We start from the raw sequence: 13,741 nt of genomic DNA on the forward strand, positions 1-13,741 counted from the left end.
GGCGCTTTTTCAAGCGCTGTCGCACGCGGCGAATTGAGACTCCCACTGGCGAATCAGCTCGCTAGAACCGATAGATGTAGCCGAGACTGACGTAGGTTCGCTGATAGCCGCCGGAAGTGGCACTCGCCAATTGCTTGGAATCGGTACGCCCCACTGCCAGCTGGAATTCCCCTGGGGTACCGAAATTCCGGTTCAGCGCCACCTGCCAGAAATACAGCCAGTTGGAACTGCCAAGATCCTCGGTCAGATGCCCGCCTCCGCCATGGATATCCAGGTGCCAGCCCCGCCAGTTGGTCTGGTAGCCCAGCGTCAGGCGGTGTTCCGTGTAGGCCTGCGGGTTGTAGTAACCGACCTGCACGCTCGGATTGGTGTCGTTGAAATACAGGAAACTCCATTCCGCGGTGATCCGGGGATGGAAAAACAACACGCCGAGCACGTGGCTACGGAAGCGCCGGCGCAGGTTGGAGTCGCCCTGGAGATCCCCAAAGGTGCCGGCGCCGAGCCCGGCGCCCACGTTGATCCGGCGCCACGGCTGGTAACTCACGTCCGTATCCAGGGAGGTGAAGGTGGCGTGGTTCTGAATCGAGCGGATGTTTTCGATGACCTCGTTGCCGGCATAGACGTCCACACGCCACCGGTCGGTGGGCAGCCATTTGGCGTTGGCCCGCCACGCGAAGGTCTCCCAGCGGGCATAGTTGCGCGCCCCGAGGGACAGCGACGGCCAGACGACCCCCCACGGCGTTTCCAGTCCGCCCAACCGTTGTCCGCCGCTGATCAGGACCTCGCGCCCGTAGAGGCGGTCATGCGCCGGGATCGCCGGGTTATCTTGCTGCAACCGGGCGATCCGGTAGGCCGCACCCAACCAGCGGGCAGCGCCGAAATGGTAGGTGGCGTTCAGGCTTAGGGCCAGGATATGGAGTTTGTCGCTGTCGGTGGACGCGTCCAGGTAACTGGATACGGTAGGCGCCAAGCCCTCCTGGATGTGCCGGCGCAGGGCCACATCCGCGGGACTGGTCTGCCCTTTCAACGTCGCCAGGGCCCGGTCGTCGAACCCGGACCAGTACTGAGCGGTCGCCAAGTCGTGCAGTAGGTCGTGCCGCTGAGGGTGACTGCGCACCAGCGCACCCAGCTCCCGCGCCGCCTGGCGGTTCAGCCCACTCCAGTTCTGCACCTGCGCCAAGCCCGCGCGCGCATCCACGTCCTGCGGGTCCCGTTGCAACAGGCGCCGGTACACCTGTTCTGCCTGCCGGTAGCGCCCCTCCCAAGCTAGCGCCCGACCTTCCCCATACGCGGCGCTACGGTTGCTGGAGTCTGCCGCAAGGACCTGCTGATATTGCACCACGGCGGATTTCAGGTGCCCGCTGTCGGCCAAGGCGTCGCCGAGCCCAACGCGTACGTCATGGGCGCCGGGATGGGCGGCCAGATATTCCCGGAACAGGGGCACCGCCACCGCGGGCTGGCTGGACCAGGTCAACTGCCAAGCCAAGGGCAGAATCACGTCCTTGCGGCGCTCCGGCGCCACCTGGATCACACGTTCGTAGAGTTCGGCAGACTGGCGGTTCTGGTTGTTCCAGCCGTATACCCGCGCCACCTCGATCAGCAGGTCCGGATCCTTCGGCCGTTGGTGCAACAGGGCCTGGTAGCCCGCAAGTGCCGCGGGATATTGGTGCTCACTCGTCAAGAGCCGCGCGACCCCGAGCCGTGCGTCCCAGTTCTCGGGGTCTGCGGTCAGCACCCGCTGGTATTCCGCCATGGCCCTCTTGAAATCGCGGTTACCGGCCAACAGGTCCGCCAGTCCAAGCCGTGCACGGCGATCATCCGGATGACCCGCCAGGTACTCCCGGAAATACGGCACCGCCGTGCGGGGATGACCGGACCAGGCCAACTGCCAAGCCAGGGGCAATACCACGTCCTTGCGCCGCGCCGGGGCAACCCGGAGCACTCGTTGATACAACTCGGCGGACTCGTGGTTTTGATTATTCCAGCCGTATACCCGGGCGGTCTCGATCAGCAGGTCCGCGTCGTCCGGGCGCCGTTTCAACAGCTGATCATACTGCGCCAGCGCGGCCGGATAGTGGTGCTGGCGCACCAGGACCCGCGCCACCCCGAGACGCGCCTCCACACTGCCCGGATCCGCCGCCAGCACCTGGCGGTACTCCGCCATGGCGTCCTGCAGGCGTCCACTCGCGCGCAGCGCGTCTCCCAGACCCAACCGTGCCTTGCGGTCCGCCGGATGCAGGCGCAGATAGGCGGTGAAATCAGGTACTGCCTCCAACGGCCGCTGTGCCCAGACCAGTTGCCAAGCCAATGGCAAGACGACGTCCTTGCCCCGTGCAGGGGCCACCCGCAACACCCGCCGGTAGAGCTCGATGGCCTCGCGATGCCGATTGGCCCATCCGTACACGCGGGCCGCCTCGATGAGCAGGTCGGCATCCGTCGGCTTCTGGCGCAGCAATGCCTGATATTCAGTCAGCGCCTTTCCGTACCGGCCTTGTTTCACCAACGCGCGGGCATCCTGCAGGCCCCCGGCAGCGGCACTACAAGCGATCGCCAGCATAAAACATCCCACCAGCGCGGCAATTCGTCGGCTCTGCATACCGCCCCTACTCCTTTTCCACTTCCCGCTTGGTGGTCCAGCGTATCGATCCGCGCACGGGTTTACGGAACAGGGCCGGTAACGCAATGACCGTGGTCAGCGACATAATCATCCAGTAGATGATCGGGTAGAACACCGCGTAGGGATAGTATTTCAGGGTTTCCGGGTCATAGCGCCGATCCATCAGCGATCCGACCAACAGCTGGGCCAGCGCAAAGGTGGCGATCAGCATACCCCAGAGATTCGGGATCGGATGCGCGCCCACCGGGGGGTAGCCGACACTGTAGGAGACGATCCAAAGGATGGTGAGAATGACGAAACATACCGCCCACAACGTGGACAACGCCGCTTCCACAAACACCGGCCACAGACGCCGGAACCGCCAATGGGTCATCACGTCGTGATGCCGGCGCATTACCTGCATGAGCCCACGCGCCCACCGCAGACGTTGGTGGACCAAGCCACGAAGGGTAGACGGCACCCGCATGAGCAACACCGCATTGGGCTCGTAGCGTACGTCCCAGAAGCGCTTCTGAAGCTTCCAGGTCAGTTCGATGTCCTCGGTGGGCATATCGGGGCTAAAGCCATCCACGTCCAATAACGCCGACTTGCGAAACGCCGTCACCACGCCTGACACCGTAAGAATACGGCCCCACACCCGCTGCGAGCGACGCAGCAGGCTCACGATGGAAGTGAACTCGATGAGTTGCAGGCGGCACAGCAGCGAACCAACATTGTACACGCGCGGATTTCCGGTCACGGCGCCCACTCGGGAACTCGAGAAGTGCGGCACCATATAACGCAGTACCTCAGGCTGAGGCTCTGCATCCGCATCCATGATCAACACAATCTCGCCATTCAGGCACGGCAGGGCGTCGTTCAGCGCCATCGCCTTACCTTCGTTCTGTTGCTTGCGGATCAGGCGCACTCTGCCCTGCTGAACATATTGCCCGACGATGGACGCCGTACGGTCCGTGGAACCATCATCTACCACCACCACCTCGAAGGATGGGTAATCCAGCGCGCACGCCGCGTCCAGGGCGCGGCCGATGACCTGTTCCTCGTCGTGAGCCGCAATCAGCACCGAAACCAGGGGCGCGGATTCCAGCGCCGCAAGCGCTGGGCTGTCCTTCTCGCGGCGGAACCAGAAAAAGAACGAGGTCGTCATCCAGACGACGCTGGTCAAAATCGGATATACAGCGAAGAAGACCAGCGCGACCAGGTAGACGTCGTTGCGCTGGATCGCCTCCAGAACCGGAACGATGCCGGTCATGATCCCGCACCCCCATCCACGCGCACGCGATAGCGTTTGATCCCCTCTTCGGAGCGGATCACGACTTCCCGTGCCCGATGCACCTCGTCCCAGTCGGCGACGACGCGCCGGCCGTGCCAATCCCGCTCGTAGTGATCGGCGACGATGGAAGAGCCGCGGCGCGCGTCACGCGCACGGTATAACCGCAGGTTGTGCAGAATCCAATATAGAGTTATAGCGGGAACCATCACGATGATAAACGGAATTACCACGAACAAAGGACCCACGTCCGTGGGTCCACGCAACACTTTCCACCAGAACCCAAAATAGATCACCCAACCCAGCATCACCAACAGCACGTGCCACAGGCGGCGCCACGCTGGGCGCAACGGTGCGCGGATCATGGGAATCTTCCTAATGGCAAGGTCACGGAGGGTCCCTGCTGCGCTGAACCACCTCCACATCCGGCGGTAGTCTCAAACCCGCTGCGTCGGCGCTGCGAGGCGAAACAACCCCATCCGGCGCACGCGCCGACCGTAACCACTTCCGCAGGAGGCGGTACCGCAACGGTTCTCGGGTTCATGGACGACCCGTTGTTATTCTTGCTGATCAATTTCGAAGGGCTTCATGATCCGCCAGTGGCGTGGCGTTGTACAGTCCGGAAGGGTCGGGGGCAATCCGACGGCGGCCCCGGGTAGCAGCCGGTCCCGAGACCGGCCGCCGGATACCGCTCCCGAGCCCGATCCCGGGCCTTAGTCCGGCACGGTCCTGGAAGGCTCAGATGTCTGCCGTCCAAAGCCGCCCCAGGACCCCAGAACGCGGTCCTGGCGGATCCGCCCCCGACCCCACGGCCCGGTCAATCCCGACGATTCGGCCGCTGCCCTGGGTGGCGGCGCCGACCAACGGCGGCAAGCCCGATCAACCCGGACCCCAGCAGCCAAACACTCGGCGGAAGAGGAACCGGCGCAATCGAGGTATAGAAGTTCCCCGCGGAGATGGTGGTCGGATTCCAAGCCCCGGTCCCGGACCCCTGCAGCAGACGCACTACGCCGTTCTGCAGCCGGTTATACCCGATCAGATCATACCGGTATAGCCCGCCGGACAGATTGAGATTGGTACCGAAGTAGGTGTAAGTACGCGTGTTTAGACCGTCCAGCCCCATGGTTTCAAAGTTCCCATTCGCGCCGGTCAGGGTAAAGGTGAACCCGTCATCAGCGAGCACACCAAAGTTATACAGACCCGACGTGGGCACGTTCAGGAAGCCCCAGAAGTGTCCCGCATAATTGATCTGCTGGGCAGATGGGGTGCTGGCGTTGAACAACGGCGGCAGCGTGCCGGTACCGTAGGCCGGCTGGGAATAGGGATCGGTGTTGAAGGCCGTATTGGCATAGTTGATTGGGCCCGGCTGGACTCCATCGAAGGTCGCCAACACATTTGAGTTACTGGCCGGCAAGCTCAAAGCGGCGCTGGCATCCGCCAGCGAGGAGATGCCATCCAGGGCCGTCGCTGACGCGCCGCTCGAATTATAGCTCGGCCCCTGCCAGGTAGACGTGACCTGCACCCAATGTTCGTTGATTCCCGCACTACCGCCCACGGTACCAAACGGCGTCAGCGTAATGCTCGCGGCATCGGCGGTGGCCGTGACCGCTAGAGCTCCGGAAATACCGACAAAAGCCATAAGCCCGAAGAACGCCGCATGGCGCACTCGGTTGCGAACAGGATGATTCATGACTAATTTACTCCTCTTGTCATTTTTCGGCGGCCGACCCCGCCTACGCATGGGCCCCGGTGCTACACCGGCCGCCCATACACGATTGACCCAGTCCCGGGGCACGGCCCGCAGGCCTTGCCCTCGATATCGATACGCGCGTGGTGATGTGCTCGATCCGCGGCCCAGAGGCCACCGGCGCGCTCGTCCCGTCTGTGCGGCGCGTCACAGTATTGGACCCGAGTCACCAAATGTCAACTTCCCGGCAGGGACAGATATTTTCGCATAAAGTTCATTTAACTTACTGTTCCGTAGTTATTTTAAGGACATATATACCGGGGAGATCCGGACAGAAACGCGCATCCACAGGCTGCCATGCAACCCGGTGATCGAGGCCCAGTCGAAAGACTACGGAGAGTCGAGGACGGCAACGGGTCCGGCAGGCACACCCGCCGGGAGGCAGATGCCTCAGCCGATGGTGACCCCACACAGCGCCAGCAAGACGCTCGGGTAGATACCCAGCGCGAGGAGAAGCAGGCCGTTGGCGCTCAGCACCAAACGCATCTCGAGACCGCTGCCCAGTGGCTGGGCATTCTCCTCCGCGGCATCGAAATACATCAGCTTCACTACCCGAAGGTAGTAGAACGCACCGATGAGCGAGAACAGGACCGCCACTATCGCTAGCCAGCTCTGGTGCACGTCGACCACCGCCCGCAATACCGCCAGCTTGGCATAGAAACCCGCGGTGGGCGGTACGCCGGCCATGGAAAACATCACGATCAACATCATGAACGCGAACCAGGGGCTGCGCTGGTTCAGGCCCTTGAAATCGTCCAGCTCTTCCGCTTCGAAACCGGCGCGGCTCAACAGGATCACTACCCCGAAGGCCCCCAGGGACATCAGGGCATACACCACGGCGTAGAACAGGGCGGCCGAATAACCGCCTTGGGTCCCCGCCAGCAACCCAAGCAGCAGGAAGCCCATGTGAGCGATCGTGGAATAGGCCAGCATCCTCTTGATATTGGTCTGCGCGATGGCGATCACGTTACCAACGGCCAGCGATAGGACCGCCAACACCATCAGCATAGGGCCCCAACTGGCCTGCAGCGGCCCCAGGGTATCCACCAGCAGACGAACCGCCATGGCGAAGGCGGCGACCTTCGGAGCCACGCTCAGGTATAGGGTCACGCTGGTGGGCGCCCCCTGGTAGACATCCGGAATCCACATATGGAAGGGAGCGGCGCCAAATTTGAACGCAACCCCCACCAAGACAAACGCCAGGGCGAGCAGCAACACTCGATGGTCGCTGGCGGGATGGGCCGCGAGTGTCGCCACCTGGGTCATGTCCAGGGTACCGGTGACCCCATACAGGAGCGACAAGCCGTAAAGCAGCGTACCCGACGCCAGCGCGCTCAGCACAAAATATTTCATGGCGGCCTCGGATGCCCGGATCGAATCCCGGTCGAAAGCTACCATCGCATACAGCGACAGGGAGAACAGTTCGAGCCCGAGATAGACGGTCAAGAGACTATGGGCGGAGATAATGATCATCATGCCCAGCATGCCGAAAAGCCCCAGCACGAAATACTCACCCTTGAACAGGTCCCGATCCCGCAGATAATCACGGGAATACACGAACACCGCACTGGTCAAGACATAGACAACAAGTTTAAGCAACTGACTCATGTCGTCGCTGACAAAAGAGCCCCCAAAGGTATGCCGCGCCACGCCGGAGTGGATCCACAACGTCAAAAGAAATGCGCCAAGCAGGGTCACTTGCGAGAGGAGATAGGTGAATCCGCGTTGGGCGTCCGTCAGGAACAGATCCACCACCAGAACCAGACAGGCCATCCCGAGCACAAACAGCTCCGGGGCGACCAACATGAGATTGGGCATTTCGAGGTTCATATTTCCGTCCGTAGCGCCCGGCGCCCGGCACATGCAGTGCCGGGCCCGTCCACATCAATCCGGAGCTGCGGGAACCACCCCGTACGGCAGACCCCAAAGCGCTTCTGATATAGGCTGGTCACAGCTTCGACACCATGATGTGACTCAACAGGTTCTGCACCGACACATGCATGACATCCACCAACGGTGCCGGCCAGACCCCGAGCACGAGCACCGCCACCGCGAGCAAGCCCAGAACCAGGAATTCACGCGCATTCAGGTCATCCAGGACCGCCACCCGATCGTTGGCCACCGCGCCGAAGATGACCCGTTTTACCAGCCACAGGGTATAGGCGGCCCCCGTTACCAGGGACGTCGCCAGCAGGAACGCGTACCAGAAATTCGCCTTCATACTGCTGAGTATCACCATGAATTCCCCGACGAACCCCGAAGTCCCGGGGAGCCCGGAGTTGGCCATCGCGAAAAGTACCGCTAACGCTGCGAAGACCGGCATCCGGTTCACGACGCCGCCATATTCGGCGATCTTGTGCGTGTGCATCCGATCGTAGAGGACACCCACGCTGAGGAACAGTGCCCCGGAGATGAACCCATGCGAGATCATCTGCACCAAGCCACCTTCGATGCCCATGGCGGCGCCCTGCGTCGATCCACTGTTCGCCTCAATGGTGAACGGGATAAAGAAGGCCAGGGTCACGAAACCCATATGGGCGATGGATGAATAGGCGATCAGCTTCTTCATATCATCCTGGACCAACGCCACCAGACTGATATAAACGACCGCGATAAGCGACATCGTGATGATCAGCCAGCCGAGTTCCTGACTCGCGTCCGGGGCGATCGGAAGACTAAAGCGCAAAAAACCATAGGCGCCGATCTTCAGCATGACGGCCGCCAGGATCACGGAACCCCCGGTAGGCGCTTCCACATGGGCATCCGGCAGCCAGGTATGTACCGGCCACATGGGCACCTTGACCGCGAACGCCAACAGGAAGGCGATAAAAATAAGCACCTGCTCATCGAGCGTGAGCCGGAGGGCTTGGAAGTCCAATATCGAAAAGCTGTGGGCCTGGAAACCCAGATAAATCAGGGCTACCAGCATCAGTACCGACCCGAGAAACGTATACAGAAAAAACTTGATCGTAGCGTAGACACGGCGCGGGCCACCCCAGATCCCGATGATCAGGAACATGGGGATCAGCATCCCCTCCCAGAACACGTAGAACAGGATCGCATCCAGCGCGGAAAAAACCCCTATCATCAGGCCTTCCATGATCAGGAAAGCGGCCATGTACTGGGCCACCTTCTGCTGGATGGAGGTCCAGCTGGCGATGATGACCAAGACGGTCATGAAGGCCGTGAGCAGGATCAGCGGCATGGAGATGCCGTCCACCCCCAGGAAATAGAAGATGTGGAACGTGGGAATCCACGGACGGTGCTCCTGGAACTGCATACTGGCGGTCGAAATATCGAAGCCGGTATACAGCGGAATGGTGATCAGAAACGTAACCACGGCAAATAGAAGTGCGATACGCCGCGCGCCATCCGGCGCCTTGTCGCCGGAAAGCAGGACCAGCGCCCCACCGACGATGGGCGTCCAGATTGCCATGCTCAGCAAAGGCCAGTGGCCGTGCATCAATCGGTTTCCTTCCCCTTCAGCGAACCACGAACCAGCTCAGGAACAGCAAAAGGCCGATGAGCATGGTAAAAGCATAGTGATAGAGATAGCCCGATTGAATGCGCCGGAAGACAGCTGCCCAGCGGCCTACCAGCCAGGCGCTCCCGTTGACCATCAGCCCATCAATCAACCGTAAGTCGCCAATGCGCCACAACAGCCGCCCGATTAAGCGGGCACCGGGCGCGAGGATCTGTTCGTTCAGATCATCGAACCAATACTTATGCTCCAATACGTAGTAGAGGGGGAAAAACACCCGTCGCAACGTGCCAGCCAGCGTTGGCCGGAGGAGGTAGATCACCCACGTCAGGAAAATGCCCCCCAGTGCCAGCCAGAGGGCCACACTGTGACGGGCATGCGCCATCATGGCAGCAGGTCCCGTGAATTCCGCTCCCATGTGCGCCAACACGTCGTGGGCTGGCAACACTTGGATCGAGCTCCCGAAGAAATTTCCGAACAGTATGGTCCCCACCGTGAAATAGCCCACTACCGCGGATGGTATCGCGAGCATGATCAGCGGAAAGGTGACTACGGCAGGCGACTCCCGTAGATGTTCACGAGTGTGTTCATCCATGCGTTCTTTCCCATGGAATACCAGGAAGAACATGCGGAAGGTATACAAGGCCGTCACCAAAACCCCACCCAACACGCAGTAATAAGCGAATTGCGCGCCGGGAAGATGGGAGGCATGCACCGCGTCGATGATGGAGTCTTTTGAGAAGAAACCCGAGAACGGAGGAATACCGCACAGGGCCAACGCACCGACTAAAAAGGTCCAATAGGTCACTGGCATGTATTTGCGCAGGCCACCCATCTTGCGCATGTCCTGTTCGTGATGCATGGCAATAATGACGGATCCGGCACCGAGAAAGAGCAGTGCCTTGAAGAATGCGTGGGTCATGAGATGGAAAATCGCAGCAGCATAGGCCGACGCGCCCAAAGCGACGGTCATGTATCCAAGCTGCGAAATCGTCGAGTAGGCGATCACCCGTTTGATATCGTTCTGCACGATACCGACCAGGCCCATAAAAAACGCGGTGGTGCCACCCACGACCAGGATGACGCTCAGGGCTGTATCGGACAGCTCGAATAACGGTGAAAGGCGCGCGACCATGAAAATCCCGGCCGTCACCATGGTAGCCGCGTGGATCAGGGCCGAGATCGGCGTCGGGCCTTCCATGGAGTCCGGTAACCAGACGTGCAGCGGGACCTGGGCGGACTTGGCCATGGCACCGACGAACAGCAGCAGGCAAATAACGGTCACTACCGACCAGTCCATCCCCGGGATGATCTGCATATTGAGATCGGCTACCAGCGGCGCCACCCGGAAGATCGGGGCATAATTCAGGGTATTGAAGTACAACAGCACCAACGCAATACCGAGTATAAACGCTAGATCACCTACGCGATTTATCAGAAAGGCCTTGAGACTGGCAAAGATGGCCGACTCCCGATCGTACCAGAAGCCGATCAGGAGATAGGATACCAAGCCGACCCCTTCCCAGCCGAAAAACAGCTGCAGGAAATTGTTGGCCATGACCAGCATCAGCATCGCGAAGGTAAACAATGCAATGTAGCTGAAAAAACGGGTGTACCCCGGATCGTCGCGCATATACCCGATGCTGTAGATATGAACCATCAGGGATACGAAGGTCACCACGGTGATCATCAGTGCACTGAGCCGGTCCACCAAAAAACCGATGTCAACGCGCAGCCCGTCGGACACCAGCCAAGTATAAACCGGCCCATCGAAGGGCGGCGCACCATCGATGACCAGATGTTTCAGAACGACAAGGGACAGGACGAAGGACATCCCAACCCCGGCGATAGTGATCAAGTGGGACGGCGCACGCCCGATCCGGGGCCCGAAGATCCCCGTAACCAGAGCCCCTACCAGTGGACCCAGCACGATTGCGAGATAGACATTTTCCATGCGGAGAGCGGCCCAGAGATCCTTGCATCAACCCTTAAGGGAGTTGATATCCTCTACGTTGATCGAACCCCGGTTCCGGAACAGCACCACCAGTATCGCAAGTCCGATGGCGGATTCCGCCGCGGCGACGGTCAATATGAAAAACACGAATATCTGGCCCGCAATATTGTTGTTGAAATGCGAGAAGGCGATGAAATTCATGTTCACGGCCAACAACATGAGTTCTATGGACATCAGCAAGACGATCACGTTTTTCCGGTTAAGAAAAATCCCGGCAACCCCCATGCAAAACAGGATCGCACCCAAAATCAGATATTCCAACAGATTGATCATAAATCCACGGTCCTATGTAGCGCGCGACCGATGGGCGCGCCGGGGCGTCCCGTGAGCATTTCGGCACCATAGGAATCTCTCCGCCCCATGCCCCGTCACCCCTTCTTTTCCGACGCCATCTTCACCAACCTGACCCGATCCTTGCGGCGCACCTGAACCTGCCGGGCTGGGTCCTGATGCCGCGTTCCCGGCCGTTTGCGCAGAGTCAGCGTGATTGCGGCGATGATAGCCACCAGCAGGATCACGGCGGCAATCTCAAAGGGATAGACGTAGTGCGTATACAGCACATCGCCAAGCATGCGCGTATTGCTGAAATCCGCTCCATGATGCACCACGGCCGTGCCGCTGGGGGCGGAAAACGCCCGCACCAGAACCATGCTCATCTCCGCTACGATGAGCAGGGACACAAATATCCCGACCGGCAGATTCCGGATAAAACCATCGCGCAGCACCGCGATATTGATGTCCAGCATCATCACGACAAACAGGAACAACACCATCACTGCCCCGACGTACACCAGCACCAACACGAGTGCCAGGAATTCGGCGTCCAGCAACAGCCATAGGGCGGCACTGGAAAAGAACGCCAGGACCAGAAACAGCGCGGCATGCACCGGGTTGCGCACGGTGATTACGCGCAAGCCGGCGATGACGAGCACAATCGCGAAGAAGTAGAACAAAACTTGATCGAAACTCATTCTCGACCGGTTTCCTGTGCTGCTGAATGGCAGTGCGCCCGGCCCTTGAGGGCCTTATGCATACGTTTAACGGTAGCAAGCATCCGCAGCGCGATCCGCGGCGATCTGCGCCTCGTAACGATCCCCGATCTCCAACAGCTTATCCTTGGTCAGGATCTGCTCGCCGCGATTCTCGTAGTGGTATTCAAAAATCCGGGTCTCCACAATCGAATCCACTGGGCAGGATTCTTCGCAGAAGCCACAAAATATACACTTAAACAGATCGATGTCATAGCGCGTGGTACGGCGCGTCCCGTCGGCGCGTGGCTCTGATTCAATCGTGATCGCGAGTGCCGGACATACGGCTTCGCACAGCTTGCAGGCGATACAACGCTCCTCGCCATTCGGATACCGGCGCAATGCATGCAGTCCTCGGAACCGTGGTGACTGAGGGGTCTTCTCTTCCGGATACATTAAGGTAATCTTCCTGGCGAACAGATACCGGCCGGTCACCCGAAGCCCGACGAATAGTTCCCACAGAAACAGACTCTTTACGTAATTCCGGATCGCGCGCATCTTCCGTGCCCTCAAGCAAACCAGGGTCTGACGTGCAACAAGATCGCAGCGCCTTCCACGAACAGCCAAACGATGGTAATGGGAATAAAGACCTTCCAGCCGAGGCGCATGATCTGATCATAGCGGTAACGGGGAAAGGTAGCGCGGAACCAAAGAAACAGGAACAGGAAAAAGGCGGTCTTCATCAACAACCACACCAGTCCTGGCACCCAGATCACATGGCTCTGCAACGCCGTCCCCTCGAACGGGGACAACCAGCCGCCAAGGAAGAGCACAGGGGCCAGCGCCGAAATGAGGATCATGTTGGCATATTCGGCCAGGAAGAATACGGCGAAGGCCATCCCGGAATACTCCACATGGAAACCCGCGACGATCTCCGATTCCCCCTCCGCCACATCGAACGGCGCTCGATTTGTTTCCGCCACACCCGAGATGAAGTAAATCAAAAACAGCGGGAGCAGCGGGAGCCAAAACCAGTGCCCCACCCCCCCCTGCTGCGCCAGAATGATCTTGTTCAGATTCAGACTTCCGCCCGCCATCAGGACACCTACTAAGGCGAACCCCATCGCGATCTCATAGGCCACCATCTGGGCCGCCGACCGCATAGCGCCGAGAAACGCATACTTCGAGTTGGAGGCCCAACCGGCGATGATGATTCCATAGACACCCATGGAGGTCAGGGCCAGAACGAACAGCAGCCCTGCATCGACATTGGCCAACACCATCCCGTTGCCAAAGGGGATCACCGACCACGCTGCCAATGCCGGGCCGATGCTCAGTACCGGTGCAAGCAGGAACAGGAACCGGTTGGCATTTGCCGGTACGATGATCTCCTTGAGCAGGAGTTTTAGTGCGTCTGCAATCGGTTGCAGCCAGCCACGCGGACCTACCCGCTGCGGCCCGATCCGCGCTTGCATGTAGCCGATGATCTTACGCTCAGCAAACGTCAGATAAGCGACCGACAGCAACAGCGGCACCAGAATCACGACGATCTTGGCGACAATAAGCGCCGGGATACGGATGTCTCCGGGCAGCGCGCTCCAGACAGTCTGCAGGCTCTCAATCATGACGCGCAGAAACCCCTCC

The 13,741-nt window shown here is 60.0% G+C and carries 11 protein-coding genes; all 11 read right to left on the reverse strand.

Annotation, left to right across the window (positions count from 1 at the left end):
* Window positions 1-61: 61 nt before the first annotated feature.
* A complete protein-coding gene (locus B7Z66_07340) occupies window positions 62-2,596 on the reverse strand; it encodes a hypothetical protein (GenBank protein OYV76734.1) in 2,535 nt (844 codons plus the stop codon).
* Between the two features lie 7 nt (window positions 2,597-2,603).
* Window positions 2,604-3,869, reverse strand: coding sequence for an N-glycosyltransferase (locus B7Z66_07345; GenBank protein OYV76735.1), 1,266 nt, complete (start codon window positions 3,867-3,869; stop codon window positions 2,604-2,606).
* Window positions 3,866-4,252 (reverse strand): hypothetical protein, encoded by a 387-nt coding sequence (locus B7Z66_07350; GenBank protein ID OYV76736.1) that lies wholly within the window; start codon window positions 4,250-4,252, stop codon window positions 3,866-3,868. Before B7Z66_07350 ends, B7Z66_07345 begins: the two co-directional genes overlap by 4 nt.
* A gap of 452 nt (window positions 4,253-4,704) precedes the next feature.
* Window positions 4,705-5,628 carry a hypothetical protein gene (locus B7Z66_07355; GenBank protein OYV76737.1) on the reverse strand — a complete coding sequence of 308 codons (924 nt, stop codon included), beginning with the start codon at window positions 5,626-5,628 and terminating at the stop codon, window positions 4,705-4,707.
* A gap of 396 nt (window positions 5,629-6,024) precedes the next feature.
* Entirely contained in the window at window positions 6,025-7,464 is a 1,440-nt protein-coding gene (locus B7Z66_07360; protein OYV76738.1) for an NADH-quinone oxidoreductase subunit N, read from the reverse strand.
* A gap of 118 nt (window positions 7,465-7,582) precedes the next feature.
* Window positions 7,583-9,097 (reverse strand): NADH-quinone oxidoreductase subunit M, encoded by a 1,515-nt coding sequence (locus B7Z66_07365; protein OYV76739.1) that lies wholly within the window; start codon window positions 9,095-9,097, stop codon window positions 7,583-7,585.
* A 19-nt stretch (window positions 9,098-9,116) separates the two neighbouring features.
* Window positions 9,117-11,069, reverse strand: a complete 1,953-nt coding sequence (locus B7Z66_07370; protein OYV76740.1) for an NADH-quinone oxidoreductase subunit L — start codon at window positions 11,067-11,069, stop codon at window positions 9,117-9,119.
* A 27-nt stretch (window positions 11,070-11,096) separates the two neighbouring features.
* On the reverse strand, window positions 11,097-11,402 hold the full coding sequence (locus B7Z66_07375; GenBank protein OYV76741.1) for an NADH-quinone oxidoreductase subunit K: 306 nt from the start codon (window positions 11,400-11,402) through the stop codon (window positions 11,097-11,099).
* A 95-nt stretch (window positions 11,403-11,497) separates the two neighbouring features.
* Window positions 11,498-12,100 (reverse strand): NADH:ubiquinone oxidoreductase subunit J, encoded by a 603-nt coding sequence (locus tag B7Z66_07380; protein ID OYV76742.1) that lies wholly within the window; start codon window positions 12,098-12,100, stop codon window positions 11,498-11,500.
* A gap of 66 nt (window positions 12,101-12,166) precedes the next feature.
* Entirely contained in the window at window positions 12,167-12,655 is a 489-nt protein-coding gene (locus B7Z66_07385; GenBank protein ID OYV76743.1) for an NADH-quinone oxidoreductase subunit I, read from the reverse strand.
* Between the two features lie 11 nt (window positions 12,656-12,666).
* Window positions 12,667-13,722 (reverse strand): NADH-quinone oxidoreductase subunit H, encoded by a 1,056-nt coding sequence (locus B7Z66_07390; protein ID OYV76744.1) that lies wholly within the window; start codon window positions 13,720-13,722, stop codon window positions 12,667-12,669.
* Between the last annotated feature and the right edge of the window lie 19 nt (window positions 13,723-13,741).

The organism is Chromatiales bacterium 21-64-14 (assembly GCA_002255365.1).
GTDB lineage: Bacteria > Pseudomonadota > Gammaproteobacteria > 21-64-14 > 21-64-14 > 21-64-14.

What these genes read in the sequence shown, in the direction of transcription:
- B7Z66_07345 (OYV76735.1), bottom strand. Translation starts at nt 3,869, where the DNA reads ATGACCGGCATCGTTCCGGTTCTGGAGGCGATCCAGCGCAACGACGTC.
- B7Z66_07360 (OYV76738.1), bottom strand. Translation starts at nt 7,464, where the DNA reads ATGAACCTCGAAATGCCCAATCTCATGTTGGTCGCCCCGGAGCTGTTT.
- B7Z66_07390 (OYV76744.1), bottom strand. Translation starts at nt 13,722, where the DNA reads ATGATTGAGAGCCTGCAGACTGTCTGGAGCGCGCTGCCCGGAGACATC.
- B7Z66_07355 (OYV76737.1), bottom strand. Translation starts at nt 5,628, where the DNA reads ATGCGTAGGCGGGGTCGGCCGCCGAAAAATGACAAGAGGAGTAAATTA.
- B7Z66_07385 (OYV76743.1), bottom strand. Translation starts at nt 12,655, where the DNA reads ATGCGCGCGATCCGGAATTACGTAAAGAGTCTGTTTCTGTGGGAACTA.
- B7Z66_07350 (OYV76736.1), bottom strand. Translation starts at nt 4,252, where the DNA reads ATGATCCGCGCACCGTTGCGCCCAGCGTGGCGCCGCCTGTGGCACGTG.
- B7Z66_07370 (OYV76740.1), bottom strand. Translation starts at nt 11,069, where the DNA reads ATGGAAAATGTCTATCTCGCAATCGTGCTGGGTCCACTGGTAGGGGCT.
- B7Z66_07340 (OYV76734.1), bottom strand. Translation starts at nt 2,596, where the DNA reads ATGCAGAGCCGACGAATTGCCGCGCTGGTGGGATGTTTTATGCTGGCG.
- B7Z66_07380 (OYV76742.1), bottom strand. Translation starts at nt 12,100, where the DNA reads ATGAGTTTCGATCAAGTTTTGTTCTACTTCTTCGCGATTGTGCTCGTC.
- B7Z66_07375 (OYV76741.1), bottom strand. Translation starts at nt 11,402, where the DNA reads ATGATCAATCTGTTGGAATATCTGATTTTGGGTGCGATCCTGTTTTGC.
- B7Z66_07365 (OYV76739.1), bottom strand. Translation starts at nt 9,097, where the DNA reads ATGCACGGCCACTGGCCTTTGCTGAGCATGGCAATCTGGACGCCCATC.